Origin of the sequence: Bradyrhizobium sp. sBnM-33 (genome assembly GCF_032917945.1) — a bacterium.
In the GTDB taxonomy this organism is placed as follows: Bacteria; Pseudomonadota; Alphaproteobacteria; order Rhizobiales; family Xanthobacteraceae; genus Bradyrhizobium.
The window spans coordinates 8301446-8327549 of sequence record NZ_CP136624.1; the positions used below are offsets into that span (position 1 = coordinate 8301446).

23 protein-coding genes are annotated in these 26104 nt (G+C 61.8%); 15 read left to right on the forward strand and 8 right to left on the reverse strand.

All coding sequences use genetic code 11. The features are described from left to right. Nucleotides 1-72 precede the first annotated feature (72 nt). The gene (locus RX328_RS38960; RefSeq protein ID WP_213246945.1) at nt 73-1017 is read left to right on the forward strand and encodes an AraC family transcriptional regulator; all 945 of its coding nucleotides are present in this window, start codon (nt 73-75) and stop codon (nt 1015-1017) included. Here the strand turns inward: RX328_RS38960 and RX328_RS38965 are convergent. From RX328_RS38965 to RX328_RS38985, 5 genes are all read right to left on the reverse strand, one after another. Beyond that, nucleotides 1014-2057, reverse strand: coding sequence for an NAD-dependent epimerase (locus RX328_RS38965; RefSeq protein WP_213247118.1), 1044 nt, complete (start codon nt 2055-2057; stop codon nt 1014-1016). The two genes, RX328_RS38960 and RX328_RS38965, sit on opposite strands and share 4 nt — an antisense overlap. 46 nt (nt 2058-2103) lie before the next feature. After that, nucleotides 2104-3423: a UDP-glucose dehydrogenase family protein gene (locus tag RX328_RS38970; protein ID WP_213246943.1), complete on the reverse strand. Its 1320-nt coding sequence runs from the start codon at nt 3421-3423 to the stop codon at nt 2104-2106. A 68-nt stretch (nt 3424-3491) separates the two neighbouring features. Continuing rightward, nucleotides 3492-4280, reverse strand: coding sequence for an FkbM family methyltransferase (locus tag RX328_RS38975; RefSeq protein ID WP_213246941.1), 789 nt, complete (start codon nt 4278-4280; stop codon nt 3492-3494). An 87-nt stretch (nt 4281-4367) separates the two neighbouring features. Then, nucleotides 4368-5801: a mannose-1-phosphate guanylyltransferase/mannose-6-phosphate isomerase gene (locus RX328_RS38980; protein WP_213247116.1), complete on the reverse strand. Its 1434-nt coding sequence runs from the start codon at nt 5799-5801 to the stop codon at nt 4368-4370. 41 nt (nt 5802-5842) lie between these two features. After that, nucleotides 5843-6607, reverse strand: coding sequence for a sugar transferase (locus tag RX328_RS38985; protein ID WP_213246939.1), 765 nt, complete (start codon nt 6605-6607; stop codon nt 5843-5845). A gap of 391 nt (nt 6608-6998) precedes the next feature. Between RX328_RS38985 and RX328_RS38990 the strand changes: the two genes are divergently transcribed. The 10 genes from RX328_RS38990 to RX328_RS39035 all read left to right on the forward strand — a co-directional run bounded on the left by RX328_RS38990 (nt 6999) and on the right by RX328_RS39035 (nt 18921). Next, nucleotides 6999-7277: a hypothetical protein gene (locus tag RX328_RS38990; RefSeq protein WP_213246937.1), complete on the forward strand. Its 279-nt coding sequence runs from the start codon at nt 6999-7001 to the stop codon at nt 7275-7277. Between the two features lie 79 nt (nt 7278-7356). Continuing rightward, entirely contained in the window at nt 7357-8091 is a 735-nt protein-coding gene (locus tag RX328_RS38995) for a metallophosphoesterase family protein (RefSeq protein WP_213246935.1), read from the forward strand. Between the two features lie 150 nt (nt 8092-8241). Continuing rightward, on the forward strand, nt 8242-8829 hold the full coding sequence (locus tag RX328_RS39000) for a polysaccharide biosynthesis/export family protein (protein WP_213246933.1): 588 nt from the start codon (nt 8242-8244) through the stop codon (nt 8827-8829). 44 nt (nt 8830-8873) lie between these two features. Further along, nucleotides 8874-10547 (forward strand): outer membrane beta-barrel protein, encoded by a 1674-nt coding sequence (locus RX328_RS39005; RefSeq protein ID WP_249726042.1) that lies wholly within the window; start codon nt 8874-8876, stop codon nt 10545-10547. Beyond that, nucleotides 10528-12840, forward strand: coding sequence for an AAA family ATPase (locus tag RX328_RS39010; protein WP_213246930.1), 2313 nt, complete (start codon nt 10528-10530; stop codon nt 12838-12840). Before RX328_RS39005 ends, RX328_RS39010 begins: the two co-directional genes overlap by 20 nt. Then, nucleotides 12837-14237 carry a VpsF family polysaccharide biosynthesis protein gene (locus tag RX328_RS39015; protein WP_312017941.1) on the forward strand — a complete coding sequence of 467 codons (1401 nt, stop codon included), beginning with the start codon at nt 12837-12839 and terminating at the stop codon, nt 14235-14237. Before RX328_RS39010 ends, RX328_RS39015 begins: the two co-directional genes overlap by 4 nt. 19 nt (nt 14238-14256) lie before the next feature. After that, nucleotides 14257-15330, forward strand: a complete 1074-nt coding sequence (locus RX328_RS39020) for a glycosyltransferase (protein WP_213246928.1) — start codon at nt 14257-14259, stop codon at nt 15328-15330. After that, nucleotides 15323-16429: an acyltransferase family protein gene (locus RX328_RS39025; RefSeq protein ID WP_213246926.1), complete on the forward strand. Its 1107-nt coding sequence runs from the start codon at nt 15323-15325 to the stop codon at nt 16427-16429. The genes RX328_RS39020 and RX328_RS39025 overlap by 8 nt, the downstream gene beginning before the upstream one ends. After that, on the forward strand, nt 16429-17478 hold the full coding sequence (locus tag RX328_RS39030) for an acyltransferase (protein ID WP_317258581.1): 1050 nt from the start codon (nt 16429-16431) through the stop codon (nt 17476-17478). The genes RX328_RS39025 and RX328_RS39030 overlap by 1 nt, the downstream gene beginning before the upstream one ends. Nucleotides 17479-17481: 3 nt before the next feature. Continuing rightward, nucleotides 17482-18921, forward strand: coding sequence for a lipopolysaccharide biosynthesis protein (locus RX328_RS39035; protein ID WP_213246924.1), 1440 nt, complete (start codon nt 17482-17484; stop codon nt 18919-18921). A 22-nt stretch (nt 18922-18943) separates the two neighbouring features. Here RX328_RS39035 and RX328_RS39040 read toward each other — a convergent pair whose 3' ends face one another. Then, nucleotides 18944-20044: an endo-1,4-beta-xylanase gene (locus RX328_RS39040; protein ID WP_213246922.1), complete on the reverse strand. Its 1101-nt coding sequence runs from the start codon at nt 20042-20044 to the stop codon at nt 18944-18946. A gap of 20 nt (nt 20045-20064) precedes the next feature. On the opposite strand from RX328_RS39040, the gene RX328_RS39045 reads away from it, so the two are divergent. Genes RX328_RS39045 through RX328_RS39060 form a run of 4 tightly spaced genes read left to right on the forward strand, consistent with a single transcriptional unit; the run spans nt 20065 to nt 23921 of the window. Then, nucleotides 20065-21045: a WecB/TagA/CpsF family glycosyltransferase gene (locus tag RX328_RS39045; RefSeq protein ID WP_249726040.1), complete on the forward strand. Its 981-nt coding sequence runs from the start codon at nt 20065-20067 to the stop codon at nt 21043-21045. Beyond that, nucleotides 21042-22319, forward strand: coding sequence for a glycosyltransferase (locus RX328_RS39050; protein ID WP_213246920.1), 1278 nt, complete (start codon nt 21042-21044; stop codon nt 22317-22319). Before RX328_RS39045 ends, RX328_RS39050 begins: the two co-directional genes overlap by 4 nt. Further along, on the forward strand, nt 22282-23511 hold the full coding sequence (locus RX328_RS39055; RefSeq protein WP_249726039.1) for a glycosyltransferase family 4 protein: 1230 nt from the start codon (nt 22282-22284) through the stop codon (nt 23509-23511). The genes RX328_RS39050 and RX328_RS39055 overlap by 38 nt, the downstream gene beginning before the upstream one ends. Then, a complete protein-coding gene (locus RX328_RS39060) occupies nt 23508-23921 on the forward strand; it encodes a hypothetical protein (RefSeq protein WP_249726038.1) in 414 nt (137 codons plus the stop codon). Before RX328_RS39055 ends, RX328_RS39060 begins: the two co-directional genes overlap by 4 nt. A 25-nt stretch (nt 23922-23946) precedes the next feature. Here the strand turns inward: RX328_RS39060 and RX328_RS39065 are convergent, their stop codons facing one another. After that, complete coding sequence (locus RX328_RS39065) at nt 23947-24768, reverse strand: class I SAM-dependent methyltransferase (protein ID WP_213246918.1); 822 nt, start codon at nt 24766-24768, stop codon at nt 23947-23949. An 826-nt stretch (nt 24769-25594) separates the two neighbouring features. Further along, complete coding sequence (locus RX328_RS44000) at nt 25595-26068, reverse strand: uracil-DNA glycosylase family protein (RefSeq protein ID WP_213247102.1); 474 nt, start codon at nt 26066-26068, stop codon at nt 25595-25597. Between the last annotated feature and the right edge of the window lie 36 nt (nt 26069-26104).

A 26104-nucleotide genomic window follows, 5' to 3' on the forward strand; every position in this document is an offset into this window, starting at 1 on the left:
CTGGTTCGGGCCTTGCCAGAGCCACCAATCCTGCGCGACGCTGGGGGTTCATCAACCGGATGTCGTCACGCGATGCCGATCAGCGTCTCCACCGACCCGATCCGTCCGACGGAGCGTCAGGCCTTCTGGACCGAGGCGATCTGCCGGTCTTTCGCCAATATCGAGACCAAGCCGCTCGGCTCCGTCGTCATCAGCGGCCACTTCGAGTTCGTCGAGATCGGCGATGCCAAGCTCGTCCGCTTCGACAGCAGCCCGCAATGCTACACCCGCGATGCCAGGCTGGTGAGCCGGGCCGGCTCGGACGAATTCATGTTCGACTTCCAGCGGCGCGGGCGAAGCTCGATGGTGCAGGCCGGCAACGAAGGCACGATCGATCCCGGATATGGCGTGCTCTACGATGCACGGCGCCCATTCGAGGATCGGCTGTTCGGTCCCGAACAGCGCGCAGAACTGCTGATCGCAACCGTCCCCGCCGCATCGCTGTTGCGGTCCATTCCCAGCGCGGAGCGATTATGCGCCAGGCCGGTGCCGCTATCCGGGACGGTTGCGCGTTCGATTGCCGCGATGGTCCGCGACGCGATTTCCTTATCCGACGCACCGGCACGACAAGACGAACCCGATATCGTCGCCTGTTTGTCGGCCCTGCTGCGTCTCGCCGCAGGCGCCAGCCATCAACTCACCCGTCCCAACCTGTTCCGCCTGATTGACACCTATCTCAGAGCCAATATCGCCGCTGTCCGACCAGTGCCGGCGCTCGCCGCCGAATTCGGCATCTCGGAGCGAACCTTCCATCGCATCTTCGCCGACCGCGAGACCACGTTCGAACGACATGTCCTGCATCTGCGTGCCGAGCTGTTCAAAGACCTGCTGCGGCAGCCTTCGCTGGCAACCGTTTCGATCGCCAGCCTTGCCCATCAGTGCGGCTTCGCCGATGCCGCCCATGCCGCGCGCGCGTTCAGGAACAAGCATGGCATCACGCCGCGGGATTTTCGCGCAAGCGTGCCGGTTCGGTTCTAGGATGCGGCCATCGCTTGGCTTGTTTCGTGATAGCTGCGATACCAGGCTGCGAACCTCTGGATGCCGTCCTCGATCGGGGTTGCCGGGCGAAAGCCAACGTCGCGCACGAGGTCATCGACATCGGCATAGGTGGTCGGCACGTCGCCCGGCTGCATTGGCAGCAATTCCTTGTTAGCCTTGCGCCCCAACTCACGCTCGAGGATGTCGAGCACGAGCATCAATTCCTGCGGCTTGTTGTTGCCAACATTGTAGATGCGCCAAGGCGCGATGCTCGATCCCGGGTCCTGAATTCCGTCCAGCCCAGGCCCGGGCTGCCCGACCTGCGGCGGGCGATCGATCAGGCGGACCAGCGCTTCGGTCACGTCGTCGATATAGGTGAAGTCGCGAAGCATCCGCCCAGCGTTGAACAACTTGACTGGATTGCCGCGAACGATCGCGTCCGCAAACACGAACAGCGCCATGTCGGGCCGATACCATGGGCCGTACACCGTGAAGAACCGCAAGCCGGTGCACGGGATTCCGTAAAGATGGCTGTACGAGTGGGCCATCAGTTCGTTGGCCTTCTTGCTTGCGGCATAAAGACTGATCGGATGATCCACATTGTCATGCACCGAGAAGGGCAACTTCCTGTTGGCCCCGTACACAGACGACGAGGATGCGAACAACAAATGGCGGCAGCCGTAGTGCCGGCATCCCTCCAGAACATTAGTGAAGCCGACCAGATTAGCGTCGACATAGGCATGCGGATCCTGCAGCGAATACCGCACGCCTGCTTGCGCAGCCAGATGGATGACGACGGGAAATCGATGGCGCGCAAACAGCGCCGGTATCGCGACGCGATCCGCCACGTCCAGCTCTTCAAACTGAAAACGCGGTTCGTTGCGCAGGATCGCGAGCCGGGCCGCCTTCAGTTGCGGATCGTAATATGAATTAAGGTTGTCGAGCCCGACTACGCGATGGCCCGACTGCAGCAACCGCTGCGCCACGTGGAATCCGATGAAGCCCGCGGCTCCGGTTACCAGAATTGCCTGATCCGGCATCATGCGTGCACCCTCCACCAGCCGATGTCATGACGGCTCATGCTTGTCAGTACGCCACCGATTTCGGCCGCCCCACGCCGCAGTACAGAAAGCCGTTCCGCTCCACCTCCTCCGGAGAGTAGATGTTGCGCAGATCGACGATCACAGGACAGGCCATGATGGTGGACATTTCCTTGAGATCGAGTGCCCGGAACTGCTCCCATTCCGTGACGATGACGAGCGCGTGGCATCCCTTGGCGCATCGGTATGCATTGTCGCAAAAGGTGACGTTCTCGAACACCTTCTTCGCCTGCTCCATGCCGACGGGATCGAAAATTCGCACCTCGGCCCCCATGTCCTGCAGTGCCGTGATCAGCGGAATCGACGGCGCATCGCGCATATCGTCGGTATCCGGCTTAAACGTTACACCGAGCACCGCAATGGATTTACCCCGGATGTTGCCGCCGAACGCATTCGCCACCTTGCGCGCCATCGCCCGCTTGCGCTGGTCGTTGACCGCGACCACCGTTTCCACGATGCGCACCGGCGCTTCATTGTCCTGACCGGTCTTGATCAGCGCCATCGCGTCCTTTGGAAAACAGGAGCCGCCGAAGCCCGGCCCCGCATGCAGGAATTTCTGCCCGATCCGGTTGTCGAGCCCGATTCCGCGCGCGACCTCCTGCACATTGGCGCCGACCTTCTCGGCAAGATCCGCGATCTCGTTGATAAAGGCGATCTTGGTGGCGAGAAAGGAGTTTGCGGCGTATTTCGTCAGCTCCGCGGTGCGGCGGTCGGTATAGAGGATCGGCGAGGCGTTGAGGTGAAGCGGCCGGTACACCTCAGCCATCACGCTGCGGGCGCGCGCATCATCCGTTCCGATCACGATCCGGTCGGGATGCTTGAAGTCGCGGATCGCCGCCCCTTCGCGGAGGAATTCGGGATTGGAAACGACGGCAACTTCGGCGTCGGGATTCTCTTCGCGGATGATGCGCTCGACCTCGTCGCCGGTCCCGACCGGAACCGTCGATTTGGTGACCACCACCGCGTGCTCGGGCAGCACACCCGCGATCTCGCGCGCCGCCGCGTAGACATAGGAAAGATCGGCATGGCCGTCGCCGCGGCGCGACGGCGTGCCGACCGCGATGAACACCACTTCCGCATCTCCGACTGCAGATTTCAGGTCGCTCGAAAATGAAAGGCGGCCTTGGCCAACATTTCGCGCCACCAGTTCGGCCAGTCCGGGCTCATGGATCGGCATCTCTCCGTTGTTGAGGCTCGCAACTTTCTCCGCATTGCTGTCGATACAGACGACCTGATGGCCAAAATCGGAAAAGCACGCCCCTGACACCAGCCCGACATAGCCGGCGCCAATCATCGCTATATGCATTACGGTTCCTGTCTGAGAAGCCGCGCGGCCCAAAGGCCGCGCCGGCGGAAAGGCGGTGAAACGACGAGCTAGCTGCTCAATATCGATTCGCCGTCGAGATGACGGGGAAAGAAAAAGAAGTTGTTGACGTAGAACTGTCCATCCTTGCGCCCGCCGTCCGGCCGCAGCGCGTCGGCATCCTGAAGCCTGCGGGAATCGAACTGTTCCACTCCGATCACCTCGTTATCCTTCAGGAAGAACCCCCGATAGGATTTATTCCGGAAGAATTCGAACACCAAGCGCGTCGCCTCGGCGCGATGGCGGTCCTCCGCCTCGACCAGGAATACCGGCTGGCAGCGGTCCAGTAGTTCGACGGCGCCGTTCAGCACATTTAATTCGTGGCCTTCGACATCGATTTTCACGAACGCCACATCCTGGTCGATGACAGCGTCGAGCCGCGCGATCGGCACATGGGCTGAAACGACCCTCGCCGGTGAATCGGCTCGCGCCTCGAGCGAGGCAAGGCCGTACACCAAACCGTCTTCGCCTTGCGGGATGAACAACTCGGCATCGCCGTCATGATCCGACAGCGCGATCTCGTGGACGCTCACATTGCGCGCCGAGGTTCGGCGCAACAACCTCGCCATCTGCTGCGAGGGCTCGAAGGCATGAACCTGCCGGGAAAGGCGCGCCAGCCGCCGCGTGTAGAGGCCGCAGTTTGCGCCGACGTCCACCGTCACGGCGTCGTCGGGAATGACCTTGTCGAGATAGGACAGTTCCCGCTCCGCCGATTTGGGGCGCTTCATGAAGTGCCATTGCAGCCATATCGAAGGAAACGCATCCTTCACCAGCTCCTTGACGTGTTGCTTTGTGTTCATCGCTGCCTCCCTTGGTGTCGCGCGCGAACGCCTCGTTGCGGCGTGCGTCGTCCTCGATGAGGATGCTGCCTCCCACCCCACCACACCTCAAACGCGGTCATAGATATCTTGCACGCGTACGATGTCGTCCTCCCCGAGATAGCTGCCCGACTGGACCTCGATCAGGTTGAGGGGAACCTTGCCGGGATTCTCCAGCCGATGCATGCATCCCAGCGGTACGAAAATCGACTCGTTCTCGCGCAACAGGATTTCCTCGTCGTCGCGCGTGACGATCGCGGTGCCGTTCACCACGACCCAATGTTCGGCGCGATGATAATGTTTCTGCAACGACAACTTGGCGCCGGGATTGACGGTGATGCGCTTGACCTGAAACCGCTCCCCGGCGTGGATCGACTGATAATAACCCCAGGGACGATGGACGCTGTGGGTCTGGGTTGCCGAGCGATGGCCGTTTGCCTTCAGGCGCTCGACCAGTTTTCCGACATCCTGGTCGCGCTTCCGGCTGGTCACCAGCACGACGTCCGGCGACGTGGCGATGACGAGATCTTCGACTCCGAGCGCCGCGACCAGTTGCCCGTCGCCCCGCACGTAGCAACCCGAAGCGTCCTGCACTACCGCATCGCCGATCACGACATTGCCGGACGAATCCTTCTCCGCCATCGACCACAGGGCCGACCAGCTTCCGACATCGCTCCAGTCGAACGTGGCGGGAACGACCACGGCGTTATCGGTCTTCTCCATGATCGCGTAGTCCATCGAAATCGATGGACATGCTTCGAACGCGCCTTCCTCGAGACGAAGAAAATCGAGATCGCGGCTGGCGCCCGTTAACGCCTTGCGACAGGCGGCCAGGACCTCCGGCGCGCGAAGCGCCAGTTCGTCGATGAACCGGCGCGCCGGCAGCAGAAATATCCCGCTGTTCCAGACGTGTTCGTCGCAGGCCAAGAGGCGCTCGACCGTCACCAGATCCGGCTTCTCGACGAAGCTGGCGACGTTACGAATGGGAGAAGCGGCTTCCAGCTCGTCGCCCATCCGGATATAGCCAAAGCCGGTCGCGGCCGAGGAAGGCCGCACGCCGAACAGGACGAATCGGCCGTAACGCGCGGCCGTGATGCCCGTCGATATGGCGGCGCGGAACGCAGCGTGGTCGTGCACCCAGTGGTCGACCGGCATTGCCAGAATCACGGCGTCGGGATCGGCCTCGCTGGCAAGCAACGCTGCAACCGCAACCGCAGGAGCGGTGTTTCGTCCGAACGGCTCGAGCACGATGGTCGGGCGATCGACGCCGACCGCGCGCAACTGCTCGCCGATCGCAAAACGATGCTCGGCATTTGCGATCACCATCGGATCGGTAAACAGCGACCGATCGTCGACCCGCAGCGCCGTTTGCTGCAGCAGGGTGTTCTCGCCGAGCAGCGAGAGCAGTTGCTTGGGATAGGTTTCGCGCGAAAGCGGCCACAGCCGCGAGCCGGCGCCGCCGGACAGGAGAACGGGTACGATACGGCCGCGCGGCTCGATCATCGGCATTGCATGGTCCTTCGATGTTGCGACTTTGAGATCGGTCAGAATCCGCTTCCCGACAGGAATTCTTTGCGGATCGTGCGGATGATGATCATGATGTCCATGCGCAGCGACCATCTCTCGATGTAATCGAGATCGTAATCGATCCGCGAAACCGCGGGACCGAATTCGGCCGTGCTTCCCCTGCACCCGCTGACCTGCGCGAGCCCGGTAATGCCCGGCCGCGCCGTATGCCGCTGAAAATAATAAGGCACGAGGTGTTCGTAGGGCAGATCCGCTGCCAGCATCCCCGGCACGTGCGGCCGCGGCCCGACCAGCGACATGTCGCCCTTGATCACGTTGATCAGTTGCGGAATTTCGTCGAGGCTGGTCTTGCGCAGAATTCGCCCCACCGGCGTCACGCGCGCGTCACCCTGCACCGTCTGCCTTACGCCGCGCACATCGCCCGCATCCGCGCGCATGGTGCGGAATTTGTAGATCTTGAAGCGGCGATTTCGGTAGCCATACCGGTACTGAAAGAACAGCACCGGGCCTGGCGATGTCAGCTTTATCGCAACTGCGATAACGATAAGGAGAGGCGCGAAGAACAGCAACGCGCCGCTGGCCGCCGTGACATCAAAGATGCGCTTTGCGATCGACGAGGACGGCTCAGTTCGCGCCCTTCGGCGCGACCGCCGGCGGGCTCGATACGCGCCATGCGTACCACCGCCGGCAAATTCGACAGGACGGACTGAGATCTCAGTTCGCTCTCTTCGAATCGGCGCAACGCTGTTCCGATCGAAGCTGGCTGTCACGATGGAGGTCATGACTCTCCTCTCTGGGGGAACCGGACTATCTGAGTCGAGCAGCTCGGTTGCTCGACACGAGCGTAACGATTTCGCAGCAGCGAACGTCCGCACTTCGCGGTCGCTAACACTTTCCAGAATCTTGAGCGAAATTTGGCGCGACTGCGAAAGCGATGTCGGATCACGACGGAACTGAATCGTTAACGAGATTTGTGCGACGCGATATTCCGATTTGTTCGGAGACGCTTAGACTCGATTTGCCTGGTTAATGGGCTGCGCGTCGTTCGACACTGCTATGCACATTCGAAAAGCGCGGAACAAAATCCGTTATTCGATTCTCGACGTCCAATCGAACAGTGCAGCGTCACTGCGCGGGCAACAAATGGCCGTCACGTCGTTGATTTGAACGAGATTGTTCATCGAAGCTAAAGCGATTGGCCGCAGCCTGACGAACGGCTGTGAGCACGATGGTCGCAGCTTCGGGAAAACAGAGACGGCAGCGATTCGCGAGCCGTCCACTTTGCGGAACGCTTCCAGGGAGGCGCTCATGATGGCCGAACGTCTGGAGAGCCGTGCGCTGGTGCCGCACGGCACATTGTCGCCCGACCGCAAACTGAGGAACCGCATCCTCATCGCGAACGCGATTGCGTGGATTGCGATCGTGCTGCTGATCTGCCTGCTCTTCTTCTAATCTATTACTTGTGGCTGCATCTCGGCACATGGTGTCATGGATTGACCGCCGCGCGGTTCCATGATCGACATCGCACACCATGCACCGAACGTCTGCGGGACTTTTACGCGCCGTTAACGCTTCAACGCCTGCCGATACACGCATCTATGCGGTCGGCGACATCCACGGCTGTGCCGATCTGCTGAGCGAGATCATTGCACGTATCGACGAGGACATAAGGCGGAGACCGATCGCGCACACGGTCGAAGTCTATCTCGGCGATTATATTGATCGCGGGCCACACTCCAGGACCGTGATCGATCTGCTCACAGTCCGACTCGTTGCCCATCACGCGGTGTGTCTGCGCGGCAACCACGAAGCGGTGATGGAAGGATTCCTGCAGGATCCGGCCATCCTGCAATACTGGCTGCAATTGGGCGGCATGCAGACGCTTGCATCATATGGAGTCGAGCTGCAGGATGGAACCGAGACGGCAAACGATCTGCATCGCCGCTTTCTCGAAGCGTTTCCGCGCACTCACCAACTGTTCATGCAGTGTTTACGCAATCAATTCAGTTGCGGCGATTTCCTGTTCGTGCACGCCGGCATTCGTCCGGATGTCCCGATCGAGCATCAGGATCCCAACGATCTGATTTGGATTCGCGATGCGTTCCTGGATTCTACGCGGGATCACGAACAATTCATCGTGCACGGCCATACGCCGGTGCCGCATCCGGATATCAGGCACAACCGAATCAACATCGATACTGCTGCGTGGCGGACGGGAACGTTGACCTGCGTTGCGATTGAAGAGTCGACGATTCTCTTTCTGTGACTCGGGCGATTCTCTTGCTGTGACTCGCATGCAACGTTTCGTTAACGCGTGCGCGCACATTGGGCACATGGAACTTCGTCATCACATTCTTTCGCCGTTTTTACTTCCATATGATCCGCGGCTGTTACGTGCATTCATGGAGATGCAGCTATGCAGCAACGGTCGTCCAGCGCCGGCCCAACGCTTCCCTCTCTTCTCTTCGTCCTTGTAATCGCCGGCATCAGTGCCGGATTTTCAATTCGTGCTTCAGCACAGACGCCACCGCCCGCATCGTCCGCGGAACGTTACGTTCTCGGCCCGAACGACCGAATCAGGCTGAAGGTCTACGGCGAACCTGACATCACCGGCGAGTATGAAATCGACAATGGCGGTCAGGTTTCGATTCCGCTCGCCGGTCACATCAAGGCTGCAGGCGCCACGACGCGGCAGCTTGAAAAATCGATCGCATCCGCGCTTGCAAAGGGAATCGTGCGCGATCCGCGCGTCAACGTCGAGATCGCGCAGTATCGCCCGTATTACATTCTCGGCGAAGTGAAGAAGAGCGGCGAGTATCCCTACCGCAATGGATTGACGGTGATGGACGCGGTCGCGAGCGCCGGCGGATTCACCTACCGCGCCAACGAAAACAAGGTCTTTCTCCGCCGCGCAGGCGCCGGTGTGGAAGAGACCTACCCTCTCGATGCTCCCGTTCCGGTCTATCCCGGCGACAACATTCGGATTCCGGAGCGCTACTTCTAGCGCTTCGGAATTGCAGATGAGGTGATGCCGCTCGTGAGCGGATGATGGCGCGTGTTGCGCTGTTATCACAGTTCGCATTTTGCACATGCGAAATATTTTGCGACGCGAGGAAAACTTTTTCCGGCAAGGCGCGTTGCAAGCGTGCGCATCACTTCAATCTCACAACTCAAAAACCTTGCGCCCGCGTACCGAGTATGAGGCCTGCCGTTATTATGCGCAGTCGACGATCATTATTTGAGCGATGGGCCTCGCCCGGTAAGTGTTCGCCGCCTTCGCGTTCCCGCAAGGGATGGGTGATGAGATTCGAGTCTGCATCGCTGAATACGTCTGAGGGAAGTGGAGAGCGATCACGTTCCATAGGCGTGCCCGGCCGATGCCGCTTCAACCTGTTGCCCGCTCCGGCGGCGGCCATCCTGCTCGGTCTCGGATCGTCAGCGCATGCACAAGCCATTCCGTGGACCAGCGGAGAGTTCGCTTCACCCTGGAACGCGCAGAAAATCTTTGAAGCGTCGTCGCTGCCGGACAGGGCTGATCCGGACAACCGCGAAGAGATACCGCCTGAGGACATGCCGGTGAAACAGCGACAACAGCCTGGCTATGAACCCGTCGGTATTCGCGCCGGCTCCTGGATGTTCAACCCGTCGCTGACTGCCGGCACTTTTTACGACAGCAACGTCTTTGCGTCGAACACCACCCAGCGTTCCGACATCGCGGCGGTGATCGAGCCCACCCTTCGCGCGCACTCATTATGGGGACGGCATGGCGTTGATCTGAAGCTGAATGCGCAGCAGACCGTCTATAACCAGAATTCGAGCCTGAACCAGACCAATGCCAGCCTGAAGGGCAACGGCTGGCTCGACATTACGAAAGACACGATGCTGCTCGGCAGCTTTCAGGTCGCGCATCTGAACGAAGGCGTCGGCACGCTCAGCTCGCCCAGCAACGCCATATCGCCAACGCCGTATAACCTGATGTCCGGCGACGTCACGCTGCGCAGGGAGTTCAACCGGCTGACGACCTCGATCGGCTTCCGCACCGATTCCTACGACTACCAATCGACGCGCGCGCAGGACGGCAACGTCATCAACCAGGATGCCCGCGACGGGCAGATCTATTCACTGCACGGCCGCATCGATTATGCGATCTCTTCCACCCTCGGCTGGTTCGGCGGCGTGGAAGGCAATCAGCGCGACATCAGGGGAACGCCGGGCCACACCCTGGATTCGCAAGGCTATCGCGCGCTTTCCGGCATCACCGTCGGGCTGAGCAACCTTGTCACCGGCGAGTTCGGTGCCGGTTACGTTCAGCAACGTTTCGACGATCCGTCGATCGGGATGATCGAAGGTCCTTCCTATCGCGCGCGGCTGACGTGGCGGCCCACGCGCCTGCTCGACGTGCATTTCAATGCCGAACAGCTCGTCACGCAGACCACCGACACCAGCGCCACCGGCGTGCTTGCGAATGCGGTTCAACTCGGCGTCGACTACGAGCTACGCCGCAACATCATTTTGTCAGTGGCGGGCGGCTACGAGAACGACCGGTTCTTCGGCCAGATCCGCAAGGACAACGTGCTGACGTCCGACACTCGGGTCAAATATCTCATCAACCGCTTCGGCGCCGTTTCCGCCTACTACCGCTACACCAAGCGCGATAGCGACATTCCGGTCTTCACCTTCGACAAACACCTGGTAGGAATGAATGTTACAGCGCAATTCTGACCTACCCTACGTCATTCCCGACGAGCCTCCGGTTCGCCCTGCGGAAAGCTGGCAGTATCCGACCGTCGATCTACGCGAGATGGGCCGCATCCTGCGCCGTCGCTACAAGCTGGTAGTGCTTCCGGTTGCGGCCCTGCTCGGGTTGGCGCTGACGTACCTGATGCTCACGACCACTTTATATACCGCGACGTCGACCGTGCTGGTCGATCCGCGTCGCGCCAATGTCGTCGAGACCAACCAGTCCGTGCTGTCGAATTTCGGCACGGACGATGCAACCATCGAGAGCCAGACGCTCCTGATTCAGTCGGTTGCGATCCTGGTGCGCGTCGTCGGCAAGCTGAAGCTGACGGAGGATGCGGAGTTCAAGCCCAAACCCGGCCTCCTTGATCCGATCAGACGGCTGTTCAGCAGCAGCGGGCCGAGTAACGGCGCGAGCCCCGAAAACGCCGCCAGGGCGCGGTCGGTCGAGATCCTTCAGAGACGGATGAAGGTAACAAGGCAGGGCACCACCTTCCTCGTCGACATCGCCGTCAGTTCGGAATCGCCGCAGAAGGCCGCAACCATCGCCAACGCAGTTGCGGACGCCTATTTCGAGGAGCAGGTCCGCGCCAAACACGACGCCACGCGGATTGCCGCGAATTGGCTCAACGGCCAGATCGACGAGTTGAAGTCGCGAGTTGTCGCGTCCGAGAACGCGGTCGAGGACTTTCGTTCGGCCAACAACCTGATGGTCTCGCAGGGCGTAACCCTCAACGACCAGCAGCTCACCGATCTCAACAACAAGCTGATCGCCGCGCGCGTGCAAACGGCGGAGGCGCGGGCAAAGTACGAGCAGGTCCAGAACATCGCGAGATCAGGCGGCGATCCCGGCGGCATCAACGCGGCCATTTCCTCGGAAATGATCACCAAGCTGCGTACCCAGTATGCCGACATTGCCAAGAACGAGGCGGATCTGTCGAGCAAATACGGCGCACGTCATCCCCTCGTCGCCAATGTGCGGGCGCAGCGGCGCGACACCCAGAAGCTGATCAACGACGAAATCCGGCGGATACTGGATAGCACGAAGCACGACTATGACGTCGCGCGTTCGCGCGAGGTGTCTCTGCAGCAGAATCTGGACCAGCTCCAGGGCGTGTCCACTTCCTCCGGCCAGGCCCAGGTACGCTTACGCGAACTGCAGCGCGAGGCCGAAGCCAGCCGCACGCTCTACGAATCCTATCTGGCGCGCTCCAAGGAAACCACCGCGCAAGAGAGCCTGGAGATGCCGGATTCCCGGATCGTGACCAAGGCTAGCATTCCGATCAGGCCATCGTCGCCCAAGACGATGCTGATCCTGGGCCTGGCCGTGATGCTCGGGCTCGGGGCCGGCAGCGTGCTGGCATTTCTCACCGACTATCTCGACGGCCGCATCAAGACGCTCGAACAGGCCGAAGCCATTGCGGGCGTGCCGGCCCTTGCCGCGGTTCCGTTGATCGGCACGCGAGAGCTGGCCCGCCTCGCCAAGCGTGGGCGCAGCGAACTCGATCGCTACGACCCCAAGACCACGAAACTGCTGCCGCCGGCGCTGCAGCCGCCTTTGACGCGTTACGCCATCGACGAGCCCGGCACGTTCTTCGCGGAGGCCATCCGCGCGGTTCGCCTGTCGCTGCAACGGACAATGCGGTCGCAGCCGGTGAAGGTGGTGCAGGTCACTTCGGCACTCGACAGCGAGGGCAAAACCACGCTTGCCATCAACCTGGCGCAGTCGCTGGCGACCCTCGGCATTCGAACGCTGCTCATCGATGGCGACCTCCGCAATCCGCAAGTGACCCGATCCCTGTGTCCGCGCGCTGATGCCGGGCTTCTGGAGGTCGCGATCGGCCAGGTCGCTCCGGAACACGCCGTCCTGGTGGATCAAAGCACCGGGCTCTCCGTGTTGCCGTCGACCAGGATCAAGCAGGTCGAATACATCACGGAGCTGATGTTCTCCGACCGGATCGTCGACGTGCTCGATTATTTCCGCCACCGCTACGAATTGATCGTGATCGACTCGCCGCCGCTGGTGCCTCTGGTCGATGGCCGCGCGCTCGCCGAACTGGCCGATCGCATCATTCTGGCGCTGGCCTGGGACCAGACCCCCCGCGAGGTGCTGTCCCATGCCATGGACCTGCTGTCCCCCGTCAGCGACCGGATCATGGGAACGGTGCTGACCCGCGTCGATCTCAGCCGCCTGCAATTCTATGACTATTACCGCAGCTCGGCCTACCTGAAGCCATACGGCACCGCGAGCCTGCATGCCGGAGCGGCCCGGTGAGAGCGCGCGGACCGTTGAACGGATCGGCCGGTGTCGCACGGGTGCATCCTCGCCACCCTGCATCACCGGCGGTGCGGGCAGCTTCCCCTGTTGGCGGGCGCGTCACGAACGCCGACGCGTTCATCGAACGGATCGCGACCGGCTTGATGCTGCTGGCCGTCATGGCGACATTCACGCTGTCGTCGTCCGTGCTGACCAATTGGAAGATCCACTATTTGACCGCGGGCGGAAATTTTTACGAAAAGCTGCACCCGACAACCTATTTCACGTTGCTGGCATTCTCCCTGCTGCTGATGCGCAGCCGCGGACCGGTCGGCGAGATCAACCGGATGTTTTCCGAATCGAAGCTGCTGCTGGCCTATCTGCTCTGCTGGCTGTTTCTGCTGGTCCAAGTCATCGTGCTCGAACGCCCGTTCACGGTCATCATCGACACGTTTCTGCTGCCGATCCTGATCGCGATGGTGACGTGGCAGTTGTCGCCGGCGCAAAGGCGCCCGCTGGCCTGGGCCATTCACCTGACGATCCTTCTGAATGTCGTGCTCGGATATTATGAGTATTTCTCCGGCCATCGGCTGATCCCGCTGACGCTCGGCGACGTCGTGGTGATGGGCGAATGGCGCTCCGCGGCACTGCTGGGTCACCCGCTCACGGCATCCGGTATCGTCGGCGCCTATGTGTTGGCGCTGGCGCTCCGTCCGGCGATTTGTCCACCGATCCTGCTGCGGCTGCCCTTGATCGCATTCTGCCTGGGATCGCTGATGGCCTTCGGCGGCCGAACGGCGCTGGTCACGGTGCTGGGAGTCCTCGGGCTGATCGGAGCCTTCGAGGCGCTCCGTCTGATGCGCGGAAAGCGAACGCAGCTTCCCGCGGCCATCCTGGCCATCTGCGTTCTGTTCGCTGCAGGTGCCATCATATTCGCCGCGCTTGACCTCGGCATTTTCGACAAGATGCTGCTGCGCTTCTCTTCCGATAAGGGCAGCGCGTTGGCGCGCTTTGCCACCTTCAACCTGCTCTCGCACTTCGATTGGCACGAACTGATCCTCGGCCCCAATCCGGTCCGGGTGAATGCGCTGCAGTCGCAACTCGGCCTCAACTATGGCATCGAGAACTTCTGGATTTCCGCCATCGTCCAGTTCGGACTCATCCATACCGTCGTCCTGACGATCGGACTGGTCTGCTTCTTCGTCGAATTGCTGCGCCGTTCGAGCGCCGCCGTGTGGGCCACCGTGCTGCTGATCATCGTCATCGCCGCGAGTTCAGTGAGCTTCTCGTCGAAGAACATTCAGCTCGCGCAATTCGTGATCCTCATTTCGGTCCTGCTGCCGCGCGAGCAGCGGCGCATCGCCGCGTCCCCGCAAGTCCGCGCGCCTGTCACCTACCGGTCCGTTCCGGCATAACTTTAGGATCCACTTTCGTATGGCCATCTACGTCGACAACACCCACCTTGGACGCCACGTCACCGGTCTCGAACGCATTACGCTGGAGCTGTTCTCCGCCGCAGCGCTTGCGCCGCTCGAGGTCGTGCCGGTGACGGCGAAGGGTCTTCGCCAGATGCTGACGACGCAGACCCTGGGTCTGCCGATGCGGCTCGCCGCGTCGTCCTCGATCCTGCTCTGTCCCGGCTTTCCGCCCAGTCCGCTGCTGCGCCCGTTCGCATCGCGGGTGCTGCCCTATATCCACGATGATTTCCTGATCACGCGGCGCGCCGAGCTCAACATGCGGGCGCGGCTTTACATGGCCGGCCCCTTCAAGCTCGCGCTGCGCCACTATCCGCGCTTTCTAGCCAACTCCGGCGATACCAGGCGCAAACTTGCCGCGCATTGCCGGTCCGATGCCGAAGTGACGCTCTATCGGCCGGCGGTGCGCAATGTGTTTGGCCTCGATCCCAAACAGCGCGGCGAACGCAGCGCGCAGCCGCGACTACTTCGGCTGATCGCGCTCGGCACGGTGGAGCCGCGCAAGAATTTTACAGCGGCGGCGAAGATCCTCGACGCGTTGCGCATGCAGGGATTTCCGGACGCTACGCTGGATATCGTCGGACGGCCGGGATGGGGTAACGACTGGCAAGCCCTCGAGGGGCAACCGGGCGTTACGTTGCACGGATATCAGTCTAGTGACCGGGTCAATCAGTTGCTTGACGCGGCCGACCTGTTCATCTGCACCTCCCATGACGAAGGTCTGGGATTGCCGCTGCTGGAGGCGCAATACGCCGGCCTGCCGATCATCGCCCCCGATGCTTCCATCTTTCGCGAGGTGCTGGGCGCGTCCGGCATCTACATCGATACCGCTGATCCTGCTTCGGCGGCCGCGCGGATCGCGGCTGCGCTCTCGAACGAGGAATGGCGCGCCCGATACGTGGCGCAGGCAATACGGAATCTGGCGCGCTGGAACGATCTGGCCCGCGGCGACCGCGAAAATGTCATCAGCCTGATTGCCCGCCTTGCTCACCTCCAGGGAAGCGCTACTCCGGAGTACCGCCGCCTTGCATGACACCAGCGCCACCAGGCATCAGGATGGATTGCGGATCATTGCGGCCGGCGCCGTGGTGATCCTTCACTATTCCGATTACTTCAAGGACCTGCCAATCGGCCGTTTCATGGTCGCGCGCACCTGGCATTTCAATCTGTTCGTGGACCTGTTCTTTGTGGTCTCCGGCTTTGTCATCGCCCGTCAGTATTTCGACCGCGTCGACAATGCCGCATCGATCGGCCGCTTCCTGTGGCGTCGCCTCGCCCGCATCTACCCGCTACATCTCGCCACGCTTGCGTTCTATGTGGCGCTTGCCGGCGCACTCCATTTCGGCGCTGCCCGGACGGACAACCCGGCCCGTTACCCGCTTTCCGATCTGCCGGCGCAGTTCCTGCTGCTTCATGCATTTGTCGGCGAGCGCCTGACGTTCAACTTCCCGAGCTGGTCACTCTCGGCGGAGATGTTTTGTTATCTGCTTTTTCCGCTGGTCGCGCTGATTGCGCAACGCCGCAAGGAGGCGGTTGTTGCGCTTGTGGTCCTTGCCGCTCTCGCCAATTCCCTTTGGGTATCGGCTGCCGGAACGGCGCCGTGGGCCGACTGGATCAATCAAGGCGGCGCCTTCAGGGCGCTGCCTGCCTTTAACCTCGGCATCGCCTGCTATCTGTTTCGCGACCGGATCGCGCGCTGGCCCGCGATGCCCGGCGCGCTGGCAGCGTCGCTAGCGGCCTTTATCGTGCTCGGCTCCCTGCTGCCAACGATGACCGCGCTGCTTGCGATCTACGCCATCGCGATGCTTGCGATTCAGGCCGACTGCACCGGGCGTGAGACGCTGCTGTCGCGGCTCGGTTTCGATCGCTGGTCGGCGCTGACCTACTCCTGTTACATGCTGCACATTCCGGTTGCGACCGTCGTCATCACCCTTGGATCGCGCCTGTTCTCCTTATCGGAGCATGAACGACTGATTCTGGCGCCGCTGGCGATCATCGTTCTTGCATTCGCGAGCGTCGTCTCGCTGCGCACGTTCGAAACGCCGCTGCGGCGATATCTGACCGAAGCTTACGACCGCCGCGCCTTCAAACATATGCCGTCTCCAGCGATCTCGCGGCAGGAGAGCACATGATGACGGTCGTCGAACGCCTATCAGTAAACCCGCCGTCTCTGAGCGTCTCGCGCGCAACGGCCCAAAGCCGCGATGGCGTCGTCGACACCATGCGCGGCATCGCCATTCTGATGGTGATCGGCATCCATTCGCTGCCGCAGCCGCTCGACGCCATCTGGGCAAATTCGCTCGATGCAGCGCTGCGGCCCTGCGTGCCGGTGTTCCTGTTCGCTTCCGGATATCTCACGTCGCTTTCCGGCCGCGTGCCGCTGGCAAAGCGATTAAAGGCAGCCCTGGTCCCTTACGCGATCGCGTTCACCGCCGCCTACATCTACATGGCCCTGCACAATCCGGCGATGGACCATCGCATCGGCACGACGCTCGCCCGGTTCGGGCTGGGATATGTGTTCGTCTACTATTACGTCTTTGTGTATGTCTGCTGCACGCTCGGCCTGTGGCTCGTCTTTGCAGCTGGCGGGGACGGCCAGCAAACAAGGCAACGGATCACCAATCTGCTGCTGCTCTCGATCGGCTGCGGCTTGCTTTCCGGTAGTTATCTCGACCCAGCCATGTCCAGGCTCGGAGCGTCGGAAGGACTGCTCGACGAAATCCGCATGCGCGACATTCCGTTCTGGTTCTCGTTCGCCGCGCTTGGCGCGCTGACCGCGATGTTCAGAGACCTGCTCGAACAGGATATGCGCCGTGCGCTCTTTGGCGCCGTGCTGGCCGCCTATTTGTTCTATGCCGCCGTGCGCATTTTCCACCTCGGCGATGCCGCCACTTACGATTCGACTGCCTTCTTTGTCTACGCGGCCCTGTTCTGCATTTCACTGTTCGCGATCCAGCCGAAATCGCCGCTACTCGGGTGGATCGGCTCAGGGAGCTACTTCATCTATCTCTGGCACATTTTCATCGTCATGGCGCTGCGCGATCACGCCGGGCTGCGCCAGCTCGGCGGTATAGCCAGCTTTGCCGTTTTCTGCGGCGTGACCGCCCTCGTCTCTACCGCCGCGCTGCTCGCCGTACGGCAACTTGCCTCGCCCCGAATCTGCCGCTGGCTGGGGGCTTGAGCCATGCTCCTGAAGCACACGCTGCTCTATCTGCCCGCGCAATTCGTCGGACCGTTGTTCCAGCTTCTGGCGATGATCGTATGGACGCATGTCGTCGACGAGCACACGCTCGGCGTCATCACGCTGATTACGGCCACGCACGAATTGCTGCAGATCGGCTTTCTCGCCTGGTGGTCGCAATTTGCGTTGCGTTTCCTCGGACGATATCAAGACGTCAACGACGCGCCTCGGTTCTATCGCACCGAAAACGCGGTCTTGCTGGCATCTCTTGCCTTGCAAAGCGCGGCCGTCATCGGAATTCTGCATCTGGTCATCGCGCCGGGCGCCGGAACGGGACTTTTGCTGGCCGCCGTCGCCTATGTGATGACCCGGTCGCTCAACCTCTATATCGGTGAACGTGCCCGCGCGCGGCAGCAGATCCGGGTCTACACGATCCAGCAGGTGTTCGGGCCATCCGTCGGATTCGTTGTTGGCCTGGTGTTAATCAAACTGCTTGGCCAATCCCCGGATTGGCCACTTGCGGGTTACGCCGTCGCGCAACTGACGGCCGCGCTCATCGTCCTGCCCTGGATCGGCTGGGGTCACCGCCTGTGGCCGATCGACCGGGAGATCGTAGTCCACGCCCTGCGCTACGGCCTTCCGCTGATTGTCGGCGGCGCGCTCGGCTGGGTCGGCCTCAACGCTTCGCGCTTCATCGTCAACGAAATGTCCGGAGTGGCCGCCGCCGGGCTGTTCGCCGTTGGCTACGGCCTCGGCCAGCGGGCCGCGGCGGTCGCAGCCATGCTGGTCACGGCGGCGGCGTTTCCGCTGGCGGTGAAAAGCATCGAGCAACACGGCGACCAGGCCGGGATGCGCCAGCTCGCCAACAACAGCGCTCTCCTAGTCGCAGTCCTGGCGCCAAGCCTCGCCGGCATCATCCTACTGAGAACGGAGATCGTGCATCTCCTGATCGCAGCGCCGTTCCAAGCGGTGACGCTCGCCATCCTGCCGCTCTCAACGCTCGCCGGCTCAATCCGCAACCTGCGCGCCCATTTCGGCGACCAGGTATTTCTACTGCAAAACCGCACGCGCTGGATGATGGCCATTGCCGCAATCGACGCGTCGATGACCGTGGTGTTGAGCGCCTTGTTCCTGCCGCGATGGGGACTGCCCGGCGTCGCCGGCGCCACGGTTCTGGCGGCACTGGCCGCCGCCACCGTGAGTTTTTCAATCGGGTTTACACGGTTTGGCCTGCGGCTTCCGGTCGGTCATCTCGTGCGCATCGTATTGGCCACCATCGCCATGGCGGCCGTGCTGCGGATATTTCCGGAGGCCCGGACGATCACGATTCTGGCGGGCCACATTGCGGCAGGCGCAGCCACTTATTTCGGAGCGCTTGCCCTACTCTATGCACCGTCGCTGGTGCGGATACTTCGGCCACGCCCCCAACATTCAGGGGCGTGAGCGCATTCGAAACGATCGGCGCTTACGATTTTCTGGCATTCTCGAACGCGCGCGCCATCGCGAACCAAAGCGGCTTCTTCTGCATCGACGAATCGAACGGAAGAGGCCGAGGCAGCCGTTGCGCGACGGGATCCTTCTTCTTCGCCGCATCGGTATAGAACGAGTAGTTATCGGCAAGCTCCCACGCGATCACCACCTTGACGGCCGGCACGCGAAGCGCGTTGGTCAGGAACTTCTCCGCCGTCTCAGCGATCATGGCATCACGCGCTGCGATGTCGTCCGGAAACGTGTCGTCGCGCACGTCGAACTCGGTCAGATAGATATCGACACCACGTCCGGCGAGCGCATGAAGGAATTCGGAGAAGCGCCCGGGGTCGTGCGGGTAGCGCGGCTGCAGGTGACTTTGCAAGCCGACGGCATGCAGCGGCACGCCGGCATGCTTCAATTCGTCGACAAGCTGCAGCAGGCCACGGCGAACGGCCAGGCCGACATCGTCGTCGCGTTCGCTCTGCGCCTCGTTGAGAACCAGTTTTGTCTTGCGGTCTATCATCGCCACGCGCTCGAAGGCGCGGCGCACATAGCCGGTACCGAACGTGTCGTACCACGGACCGAGCCGGTAGCCGCCGGGCGCCTTGTGCCCGGGCCAGAACGGCTCGTTAACGACATCCCATGAATGCAACTTGCCTACATAGCGGGCAGCCACTTCGTCGATATAGGAATCGAAAAACCTCTCACGCTCGGCACCGCTCATGCTCTTGATCCATTGCGGAACCCATTCGTTCCAGATCAGGCAATGGCCGCGCATCGGAATGTTGTGGCTCGCACAAAATTGCAGCAGACGATCTGCGCTCTCGAATCGCTTCGGTCCCGGTTGCGGCGCGATGGTGCCCATCTTCATTGCAACGTCCGTTGTGACGATGCGCACCTGCGTCTGATACAGCTCGCGATACGCAAGGTCCTTGTCAATCACCGGCCCTGCAGCCGCGCCGAACACGATTCCGTTACGAGCGGCGATGACGCCGAGACTCTGCGCAGGCTGTGCGGCGAATACTTCCTTCCCGCACGAAGCAACGCTTGCTCCTGCGATGAGAGCGAGCGCATCTCGCCTCGACCACTCCTGCATAGCTGATCTCCATCATGTGAATGATTCGCCGCGATGTCTCGTCCTTCGCAACGCGGCATCGCCATCGTTGCGTCGCATTAGTTCGATTTCGTGACGAATGTCGGTCGAGAAAATTTTCGGCACGCAGTTCCCGTCGCGAAGCAACGCGCCTGTCGATAGTCCCCACGAGTGCGTCTCTCGATACATCATCAGCAGCAGGAGTCGACATGTTGGAACCACCAGCGCAGTTGCAGCCAAGCCTCACTGTGGATGGGATAACGATCAATGTTCCCTCACTTCCGGAAGCTGTGTCGTCAATCGTGTCAGCCGCGCAACATGGCGACAACTTCAGCGTCTGCACACTCAATCTCGACCACGTTGTCCAGCTTCAACACCACGCCAATTTTCGCGCGGCCTATCGTCGTGCCCGATTCGTCACCGCCGACGGGTTCCCCATTGTCGTGCTGAGCCGCCTCATGGGCGTGCGAATCGAACGCACGACCGGTGCCGATCTCGTCGAGCCGGTTTGCGCGGAAGCCCGCAAGAAAGGACTCCCGGTCTTTCTGCTAGGGGCGAACGATCTTACGCTCAAGCTAACGGCACGGCGTTTGTCGGAACGCTTCAAGGGATTGCAGATCGCGGGATGCTTCGCGCCGGGACCGGGGTTCGATCCCTATTCCAGCGAAGCGGATGCTGCGATCGAACGCATTCGCGCCTCGGGCGCCAGACTCTGCTTCGTTGCGCTCGGCGCGCCACGGCAGGAGCTGTTCGCGGCGCGATGCCTCGACGAGCTGGATGGAACCGGCGTGTTGTGCATCGGGGCCGCACTTGATTTCATCGCCGGCACGCAAAGCCGCGCGCCGTCCATCGCGCGCAGAACCGGCCTCGAATGGGCGTGGCGCATGTTGCGCGAGCCACGGCGACTCGGCCCCCGCTACATCAAATGCATGACCATTGTTCCGCGTCTTGTTGCGCGAACCATTCCGCAAATTGTCCAGGCACGCATGAGGAAAGCGGCATGACTTCAACATTGACCCTGGCGCTACGGGCGCGAAACGCCAACCGGATCAAGCCACGTTACCAGATCTGCCTGATCCACCCGTTCGATCCGCGCGGCGAGAAAGTCGGCGGCCTCGAAACATACATTCGCGATTTCATTACATTCCATCCGACCGACACCGACATCCTCTTCATCGGCGTCGACTCGACGGGCGAGCTGGAGCTCGGCAAGCTTCACCGGATGACATTCCGAGGCCGCGGCTTCGACTTCCTTCCGATCCTGCACTATTCGGACCAGCAGGCGCGCGAAGCTGCCCGCAGCATCCGCACCTCGCTGACCGGGCAATTCTTTATGGCGCTGCTCCGTCACTTCGGCACGATCGCAAGGCTGATCCGCGCGAGGCGGTGCTCGGTCGATCTGCGGCGGGTGGAATTTTCCTGGTTGCCGGCGATCCTGCGGCTGCCGTTCGTGCAGATGCTTCACGGCGAGGGCGCGCCGAAATTGCAGATGGATTCGCTGTTGCGGAAATACGCCTTCGTTCACAATACCGGCGAGCGGTTTGCCGTCGCCATGAGCGAGAAATTTCTCTGCGTCAATCCGTTCATCACCGAGCGGTTACAGCGGACCTATCCGCGCCGCAAGGACAAGATCGACACGCTCTGGACATGGGTCAACACGGATATTTTCAAGCCGCAACTCTGGCCGTTGAACTCGTCGCCGTTCCAGGTCGTGTTCGCCGGCAGGCTCGATGAATTCAAGGATCCACCGCTGATGTTTCGCACGATCGACCGCCTGCGGCGGCGATTGAACGGCGACGTACGGTTTCACTATATCGGCACCAGCGACCCGCACCGGTTCGAAGAGTTCGCCGCGATCGAAGACATCACCGTCCGCCACGGCTTCAAAGACGCCGCCGGCATGGCGGAGACGCTGGCAAGCGCGCATGCCGGCATCCTGACATCCGAATTCGAAGGCATGCCGCGCTGCGTGCTCGAGACACTTGCGGTCGGCCGGCCGGTCGTCGCCATGCACCTGCCGCAGCTCGAACCTGTGATCCATTCTGGCGTCAGCGGCTATCTGGTAGCGCGAAGCGGCAGCCGCGACGACATGGCCGATGCGCTCGCTCAGCGGTTCGTCGACGTCCGGAACGCCATCGATGCGGGCACGATGAATCCGGTACAAATCGCCGACTCCATCCGAGCGTTCACGCCGGGCACCCAACTCGCGCGGGTCTTCCGCTATCATCAGGAAATTCAGGATGCCCGCGGACTTGCCGCTGCGGCGCCGACTTGCTGAGGGCGCCGGGTTGAACATTCTTCTGTTGACCAGCGAGTTCGCCCCCGCGATGGGAGGAATTGGGACTTACGCGCGCGAAATTGCGGCGGCGGCGAGCCGGCTCGGTGCCAAGGTCACTGTGGTGGCGCCGGACTACGGACGGCAAACCGCCGACGACGACCGCATCCTGCCCTTCGAGGTCGTTCGCTACAGCGGCGGCCTCCACTCCATGCGCGACATGCCGCGCAAGATCATGCTGGCACGCCGCGGCGTCCGCTGCGACCGATATGACGTGGTCCACGCCGCCGATTGGCCGTTCTTCATTCCGGTCGCGCTTTCGAGATGGCGAACGCAGGCGCGGGTATTGATGACGGTACATGGTACCGAGATCAACGAAACGCAGACCCCGCTGAAGCGCATGGCGATCCGCAGCGCCGGCGTGTTCGGGCCGCGGACGGAGGTCGTCGCCAACAGCGGGTTTACCGAGATGCTGTTCCGCGAGCGGTTTGCCGTCGATCCGCGCCGGATCAGCGCGATCAATCTCGGTGTATCGGAGTTCTGGTTCGGCGGACGACGGACGCGCCGGGAGATTCGCCTGGCCCATCGTCTGCCGGAAGATCGGCTCGTGATGATCACTGTGGCGCGGATCACGCGCCGCAAGGGGCATCATCTGACGCTTGCCGCGTTGTCGCAGCTTCCGGACGATCTGCGCAATCGCATCACGTGGCTCGTGATCGGCCCGGACGGAGAAGCCGAGTATGTCGATGCTCTGCGGCGCGACGCCGAAGCGGCGGCCTGCGACATTCGGTTCCTCGGCCCGCAATCGAACGAGGACATCCGCGATCTCTACGCCGCCTCGGATTTCTTTTGCCTGACGGGTCTCCCCGACACGACCGGCCGGGTGGAGGGATTTGGATTGGTGTATCTCGAGGCCGGGGCCGCCGGCCTGCCGAGCGTCGCGACCGACGTCGGCGGCGTGCCTGACGCCGTGCTCGCCGATGAGACTGGAATTCTCGTGCCGCCTTCGGCCGAGAGCATATCGCGGGCGATCGCAGAGTTGGCCGCCGATCGGAATCTGCGCGCCATTCTCGCGGCAGGCGCATCCTCCCATGCCCGTGCCCTTTCATGGGAACGATGCGCGGCGATAACCTATGGCCTGCCCTACGCCGGCAAGCCGGCATCTGCAGACCGTGCCATCGGAATAACGGCATGAAGCTGCTGGTCGCGACCGCGATGCTGCTGACGCTCGCAAGCGGCGCAGCGCGGGCGGACAACGAGAACTGCCGCAAGAGCCGCGAGTATCTCCTGGGAACGCCCGGCGGGGACCTGTCCCTGACGCCGCAGGCCTATAACGACCTGTTCAAGATCTGCGTCGCGGCGTCAGCCATGCCCAACGTGAAGGATGCGTATATTCTGCGGGATGGCGGCATCGCCGTGGTCCCCAAGCAGGACAGCGTTTCAGCGACGGCAGCCACGCTGGCTCAGTTCTGCGACGCCTATCCTCGCGGCGTGCTCCGCTTCATCACCCGCAAGGAAAAGCTTTCCATACACTCCGTAACCGACGTCGCACGGATGTCGTCGACCTCCTCCACGCCATGCAAGAAGATCAAGGGGCTTTCTTGATCTTGTGCGTCATCCGGCCACCGCTTCATTTTTGCCGGTTGTAGTAATCCGGCATGTCATGCGGATCCATCGCCTGTTCGGCCCGGCGCCCGAGAAAGAAGAAGCCACTGGCGGCATCCGCTGCGGCGCGGCCGCGGCCGAACGCATCGAGATATCTGATCCAGAAGAACGGCAGCACGATCAGCCGTGACAGCTTGTTGCCCGCGCCGAGCGCGCGCGCGAAGTAGCGGATCGACCATTCAAGCGCCACACCGGCGCCGCCGACCGGTCCGGCATTGATCTCGGAAAATCGCCTGAACAGCCAGCGGTGACCGCTCTGCGTGAAACGCGAGAAGTCATAGGCCCGCTCGTGCACCTGCTGCATGAACGGCGTCTCGGCATAGACCAGGCCTTCCAGCCGCAGCACCCGATGCAGCTCGGCAACGACCGTTGCGGGCTCCAGCACGTGTTCCAGCACCGCCTGCACCCAGACGCCGTCGAACACGCCGTCTTCGAATGGTAGACTGTGGGCGTCAGCCACCAGCACGGTGTGCGGCGAAGCATAGACGTCGGTACCGACGAGCTCGATGGAGTCGTCCCGGTAGAGTTCGTCTGCGCCCAAACCGATCGTCCCGCCTCCGACAACGAGCACAACCGGCCGCCTCGACTCCCGCTTCAACAGCTCGATGAATGTTGCGCTGTTGGCGACCGCAACCGGATTGCCTCCGAAGGTAAGGCGATGCAGCCGGGACCCAAGGGAACGACGGCTGACGTCCCGCTGCAGCGCCGAGCCATTCTCGGCCTCGTACATCCTGCGTTCAAAAATACTGGCTGCGAAATCGATCAGCACCGGCTGGGCGCCGACCATCGGAAACCCGGCCCTACTATAATCGCAGGCACGGTTCGAGCAGGAGGGCTCTGACCACACGTTCCGCAGCGGCGACGAGCAGCGAGGACAGCGAAGACGCTTCTTCCAGTGAGCGGGTTCCGTATTCGCTAACGAACGATCGACGGCAGAAAGCTGCAAAGAAGGACCTCATGTCATTTCTTCTGCCCTGCCCGCTCGCAATCGATGCTATTTCGAATGCAACGACAGCGCAACAATGCGGGACCGGGAACAATTCGGATGGTTGCAATTGGTGTCGCAGGAAAGCTGCAGCCAGATGCCACCGTGAGGGCTTGCGAAAAGCAACGCACGAACCCGCCCTGCTGTTTCGCACAAATTTTAGGATTTCTCGAAACGCCTTCCGGCCGGCTCGTTTCGCATCGCCTGGTTGGCGACATCGGCTTCAGCGGGCGTAACCCGGCATCTGCCCGATCAGATGAAGAGCTGGTGGTCCGATAACAGGTGCGTAGCGCCGCTGAGCGTGATGGACGCATGATCAATCCGGCTCATGCCGTCCCCGATTGACTCCCCCGCCTTGAAACTGCGTGCCACATCATGTCTGACCATCTCGCTGAAAATGAACGCATCGCGGCTTGTGCTGTTCAGGAGGTCGCTAACAGTCCGGCTTCGACGAACGCTGGATGATCAGGCGCTGCCTGCGCAATCTCGTGTAAACCTCGTGCGCCCGCGATCCATAGGCGCAACTCGCTAAACAGCCTTCGAACCCTCGGGAGAATGCTGCCTGCTACGAGCGCCATTTGAGTACATTGCCGATACTTTCCAGGCTCGGCGCAGATCAGCGACCATCTTACGCCAAGCGTCGCCGTTCGCCCCACCGAAGCGGCGGACGTAGGCCGGGTGAAAAGTGATTTGCAGGACGGCCATCAAATTGGAGCTTTGCCTTGCGCGACGCTCGGAGCGAACGCGACGCGCTGAATAGGCGAGCCGCGGTGCTGCCGAGTGCAACGACTACGCGCGGCTTGGAGCGCCGGATGTCCGTCAGTACCGCGGCGCCGTAATGATTGATTTCCTCGATAGTTGGAGCGCGATTGCGTAGCGTGGATTTTTCCGTGTGTTCTATAGGCCGAAATGGAATTGCGTTGGCCAAACGCAGCTGTCTGAGGTCGATCCCAGCCTGCTCGAGCAGTTTGCGCAACGCGCAGCCGGCCGGCCCGACAAAGGGCCTGCCCTGCTCAGCTTCTTCGGCGCCAGGCGCCTCGCCGCGGTTGCCGGAAGAGACCCTCGGGCGCGACCCGGCGCTGATCGAGTCGCTTGTTGGCAGTGTTTGTCTCGGCCATCGGTGTCTACACTCGCCAAA

Excerpts from the sequence above, each read along its gene's own strand:
- RX328_RS39020 (WP_213246928.1), top strand. The coding sequence starts at position 14,257 with ATGGCCATCTACGTCGACAACACCCACCTTGGACGCCACGTCACCGGT.
- RX328_RS38960 (WP_213246945.1), top strand. The coding sequence starts at position 73 with ATGCCGATCAGCGTCTCCACCGACCCGATCCGTCCGACGGAGCGTCAG.
- RX328_RS39035 (WP_213246924.1), top strand. The coding sequence starts at position 17,482 with ATGCTCCTGAAGCACACGCTGCTCTATCTGCCCGCGCAATTCGTCGGA.
- RX328_RS39000 (WP_213246933.1), top strand. The coding sequence starts at position 8,242 with ATGCAGCAACGGTCGTCCAGCGCCGGCCCAACGCTTCCCTCTCTTCTC.
- RX328_RS39055 (WP_249726039.1), top strand. The coding sequence starts at position 22,282 with ATGCCCGCGGACTTGCCGCTGCGGCGCCGACTTGCTGAGGGCGCCGGG.
- RX328_RS39040 (WP_213246922.1), bottom strand. The coding sequence starts at position 20,044 with ATGCAGGAGTGGTCGAGGCGAGATGCGCTCGCTCTCATCGCAGGAGCA.
- RX328_RS39010 (WP_213246930.1), top strand. The coding sequence starts at position 10,528 with ATGTTACAGCGCAATTCTGACCTACCCTACGTCATTCCCGACGAGCCT.
- RX328_RS39045 (WP_249726040.1), top strand. The coding sequence starts at position 20,065 with ATGATTCGCCGCGATGTCTCGTCCTTCGCAACGCGGCATCGCCATCGT.
- RX328_RS39065 (WP_213246918.1), bottom strand. The coding sequence starts at position 24,768 with ATGGTCGGCGCCCAGCCGGTGCTGATCGATTTCGCAGCCAGTATTTTT.
- RX328_RS39060 (WP_249726038.1), top strand. The coding sequence starts at position 23,508 with ATGAAGCTGCTGGTCGCGACCGCGATGCTGCTGACGCTCGCAAGCGGC.
- RX328_RS38965 (WP_213247118.1), bottom strand. The coding sequence starts at position 2,057 with ATGCCGGATCAGGCAATTCTGGTAACCGGAGCCGCGGGCTTCATCGGA.
- RX328_RS38975 (WP_213246941.1), bottom strand. The coding sequence starts at position 4,280 with ATGAACACAAAGCAACACGTCAAGGAGCTGGTGAAGGATGCGTTTCCT.
- RX328_RS38970 (WP_213246943.1), bottom strand. The coding sequence starts at position 3,423 with ATGCATATAGCGATGATTGGCGCCGGCTATGTCGGGCTGGTGTCAGGG.
- RX328_RS38985 (WP_213246939.1), bottom strand. The coding sequence starts at position 6,607 with ATGACCTCCATCGTGACAGCCAGCTTCGATCGGAACAGCGTTGCGCCG.
- RX328_RS39030 (WP_317258581.1), top strand. The coding sequence starts at position 16,429 with ATGACGGTCGTCGAACGCCTATCAGTAAACCCGCCGTCTCTGAGCGTC.
- RX328_RS39050 (WP_213246920.1), top strand. The coding sequence starts at position 21,042 with ATGACTTCAACATTGACCCTGGCGCTACGGGCGCGAAACGCCAACCGG.
- RX328_RS38995 (WP_213246935.1), top strand. The coding sequence starts at position 7,357 with ATGCACCGAACGTCTGCGGGACTTTTACGCGCCGTTAACGCTTCAACG.
- RX328_RS38980 (WP_213247116.1), bottom strand. The coding sequence starts at position 5,801 with ATGATCGAGCCGCGCGGCCGTATCGTACCCGTTCTCCTGTCCGGCGGC.
- RX328_RS39005 (WP_249726042.1), top strand. The coding sequence starts at position 8,874 with ATGGCGCGTGTTGCGCTGTTATCACAGTTCGCATTTTGCACATGCGAA.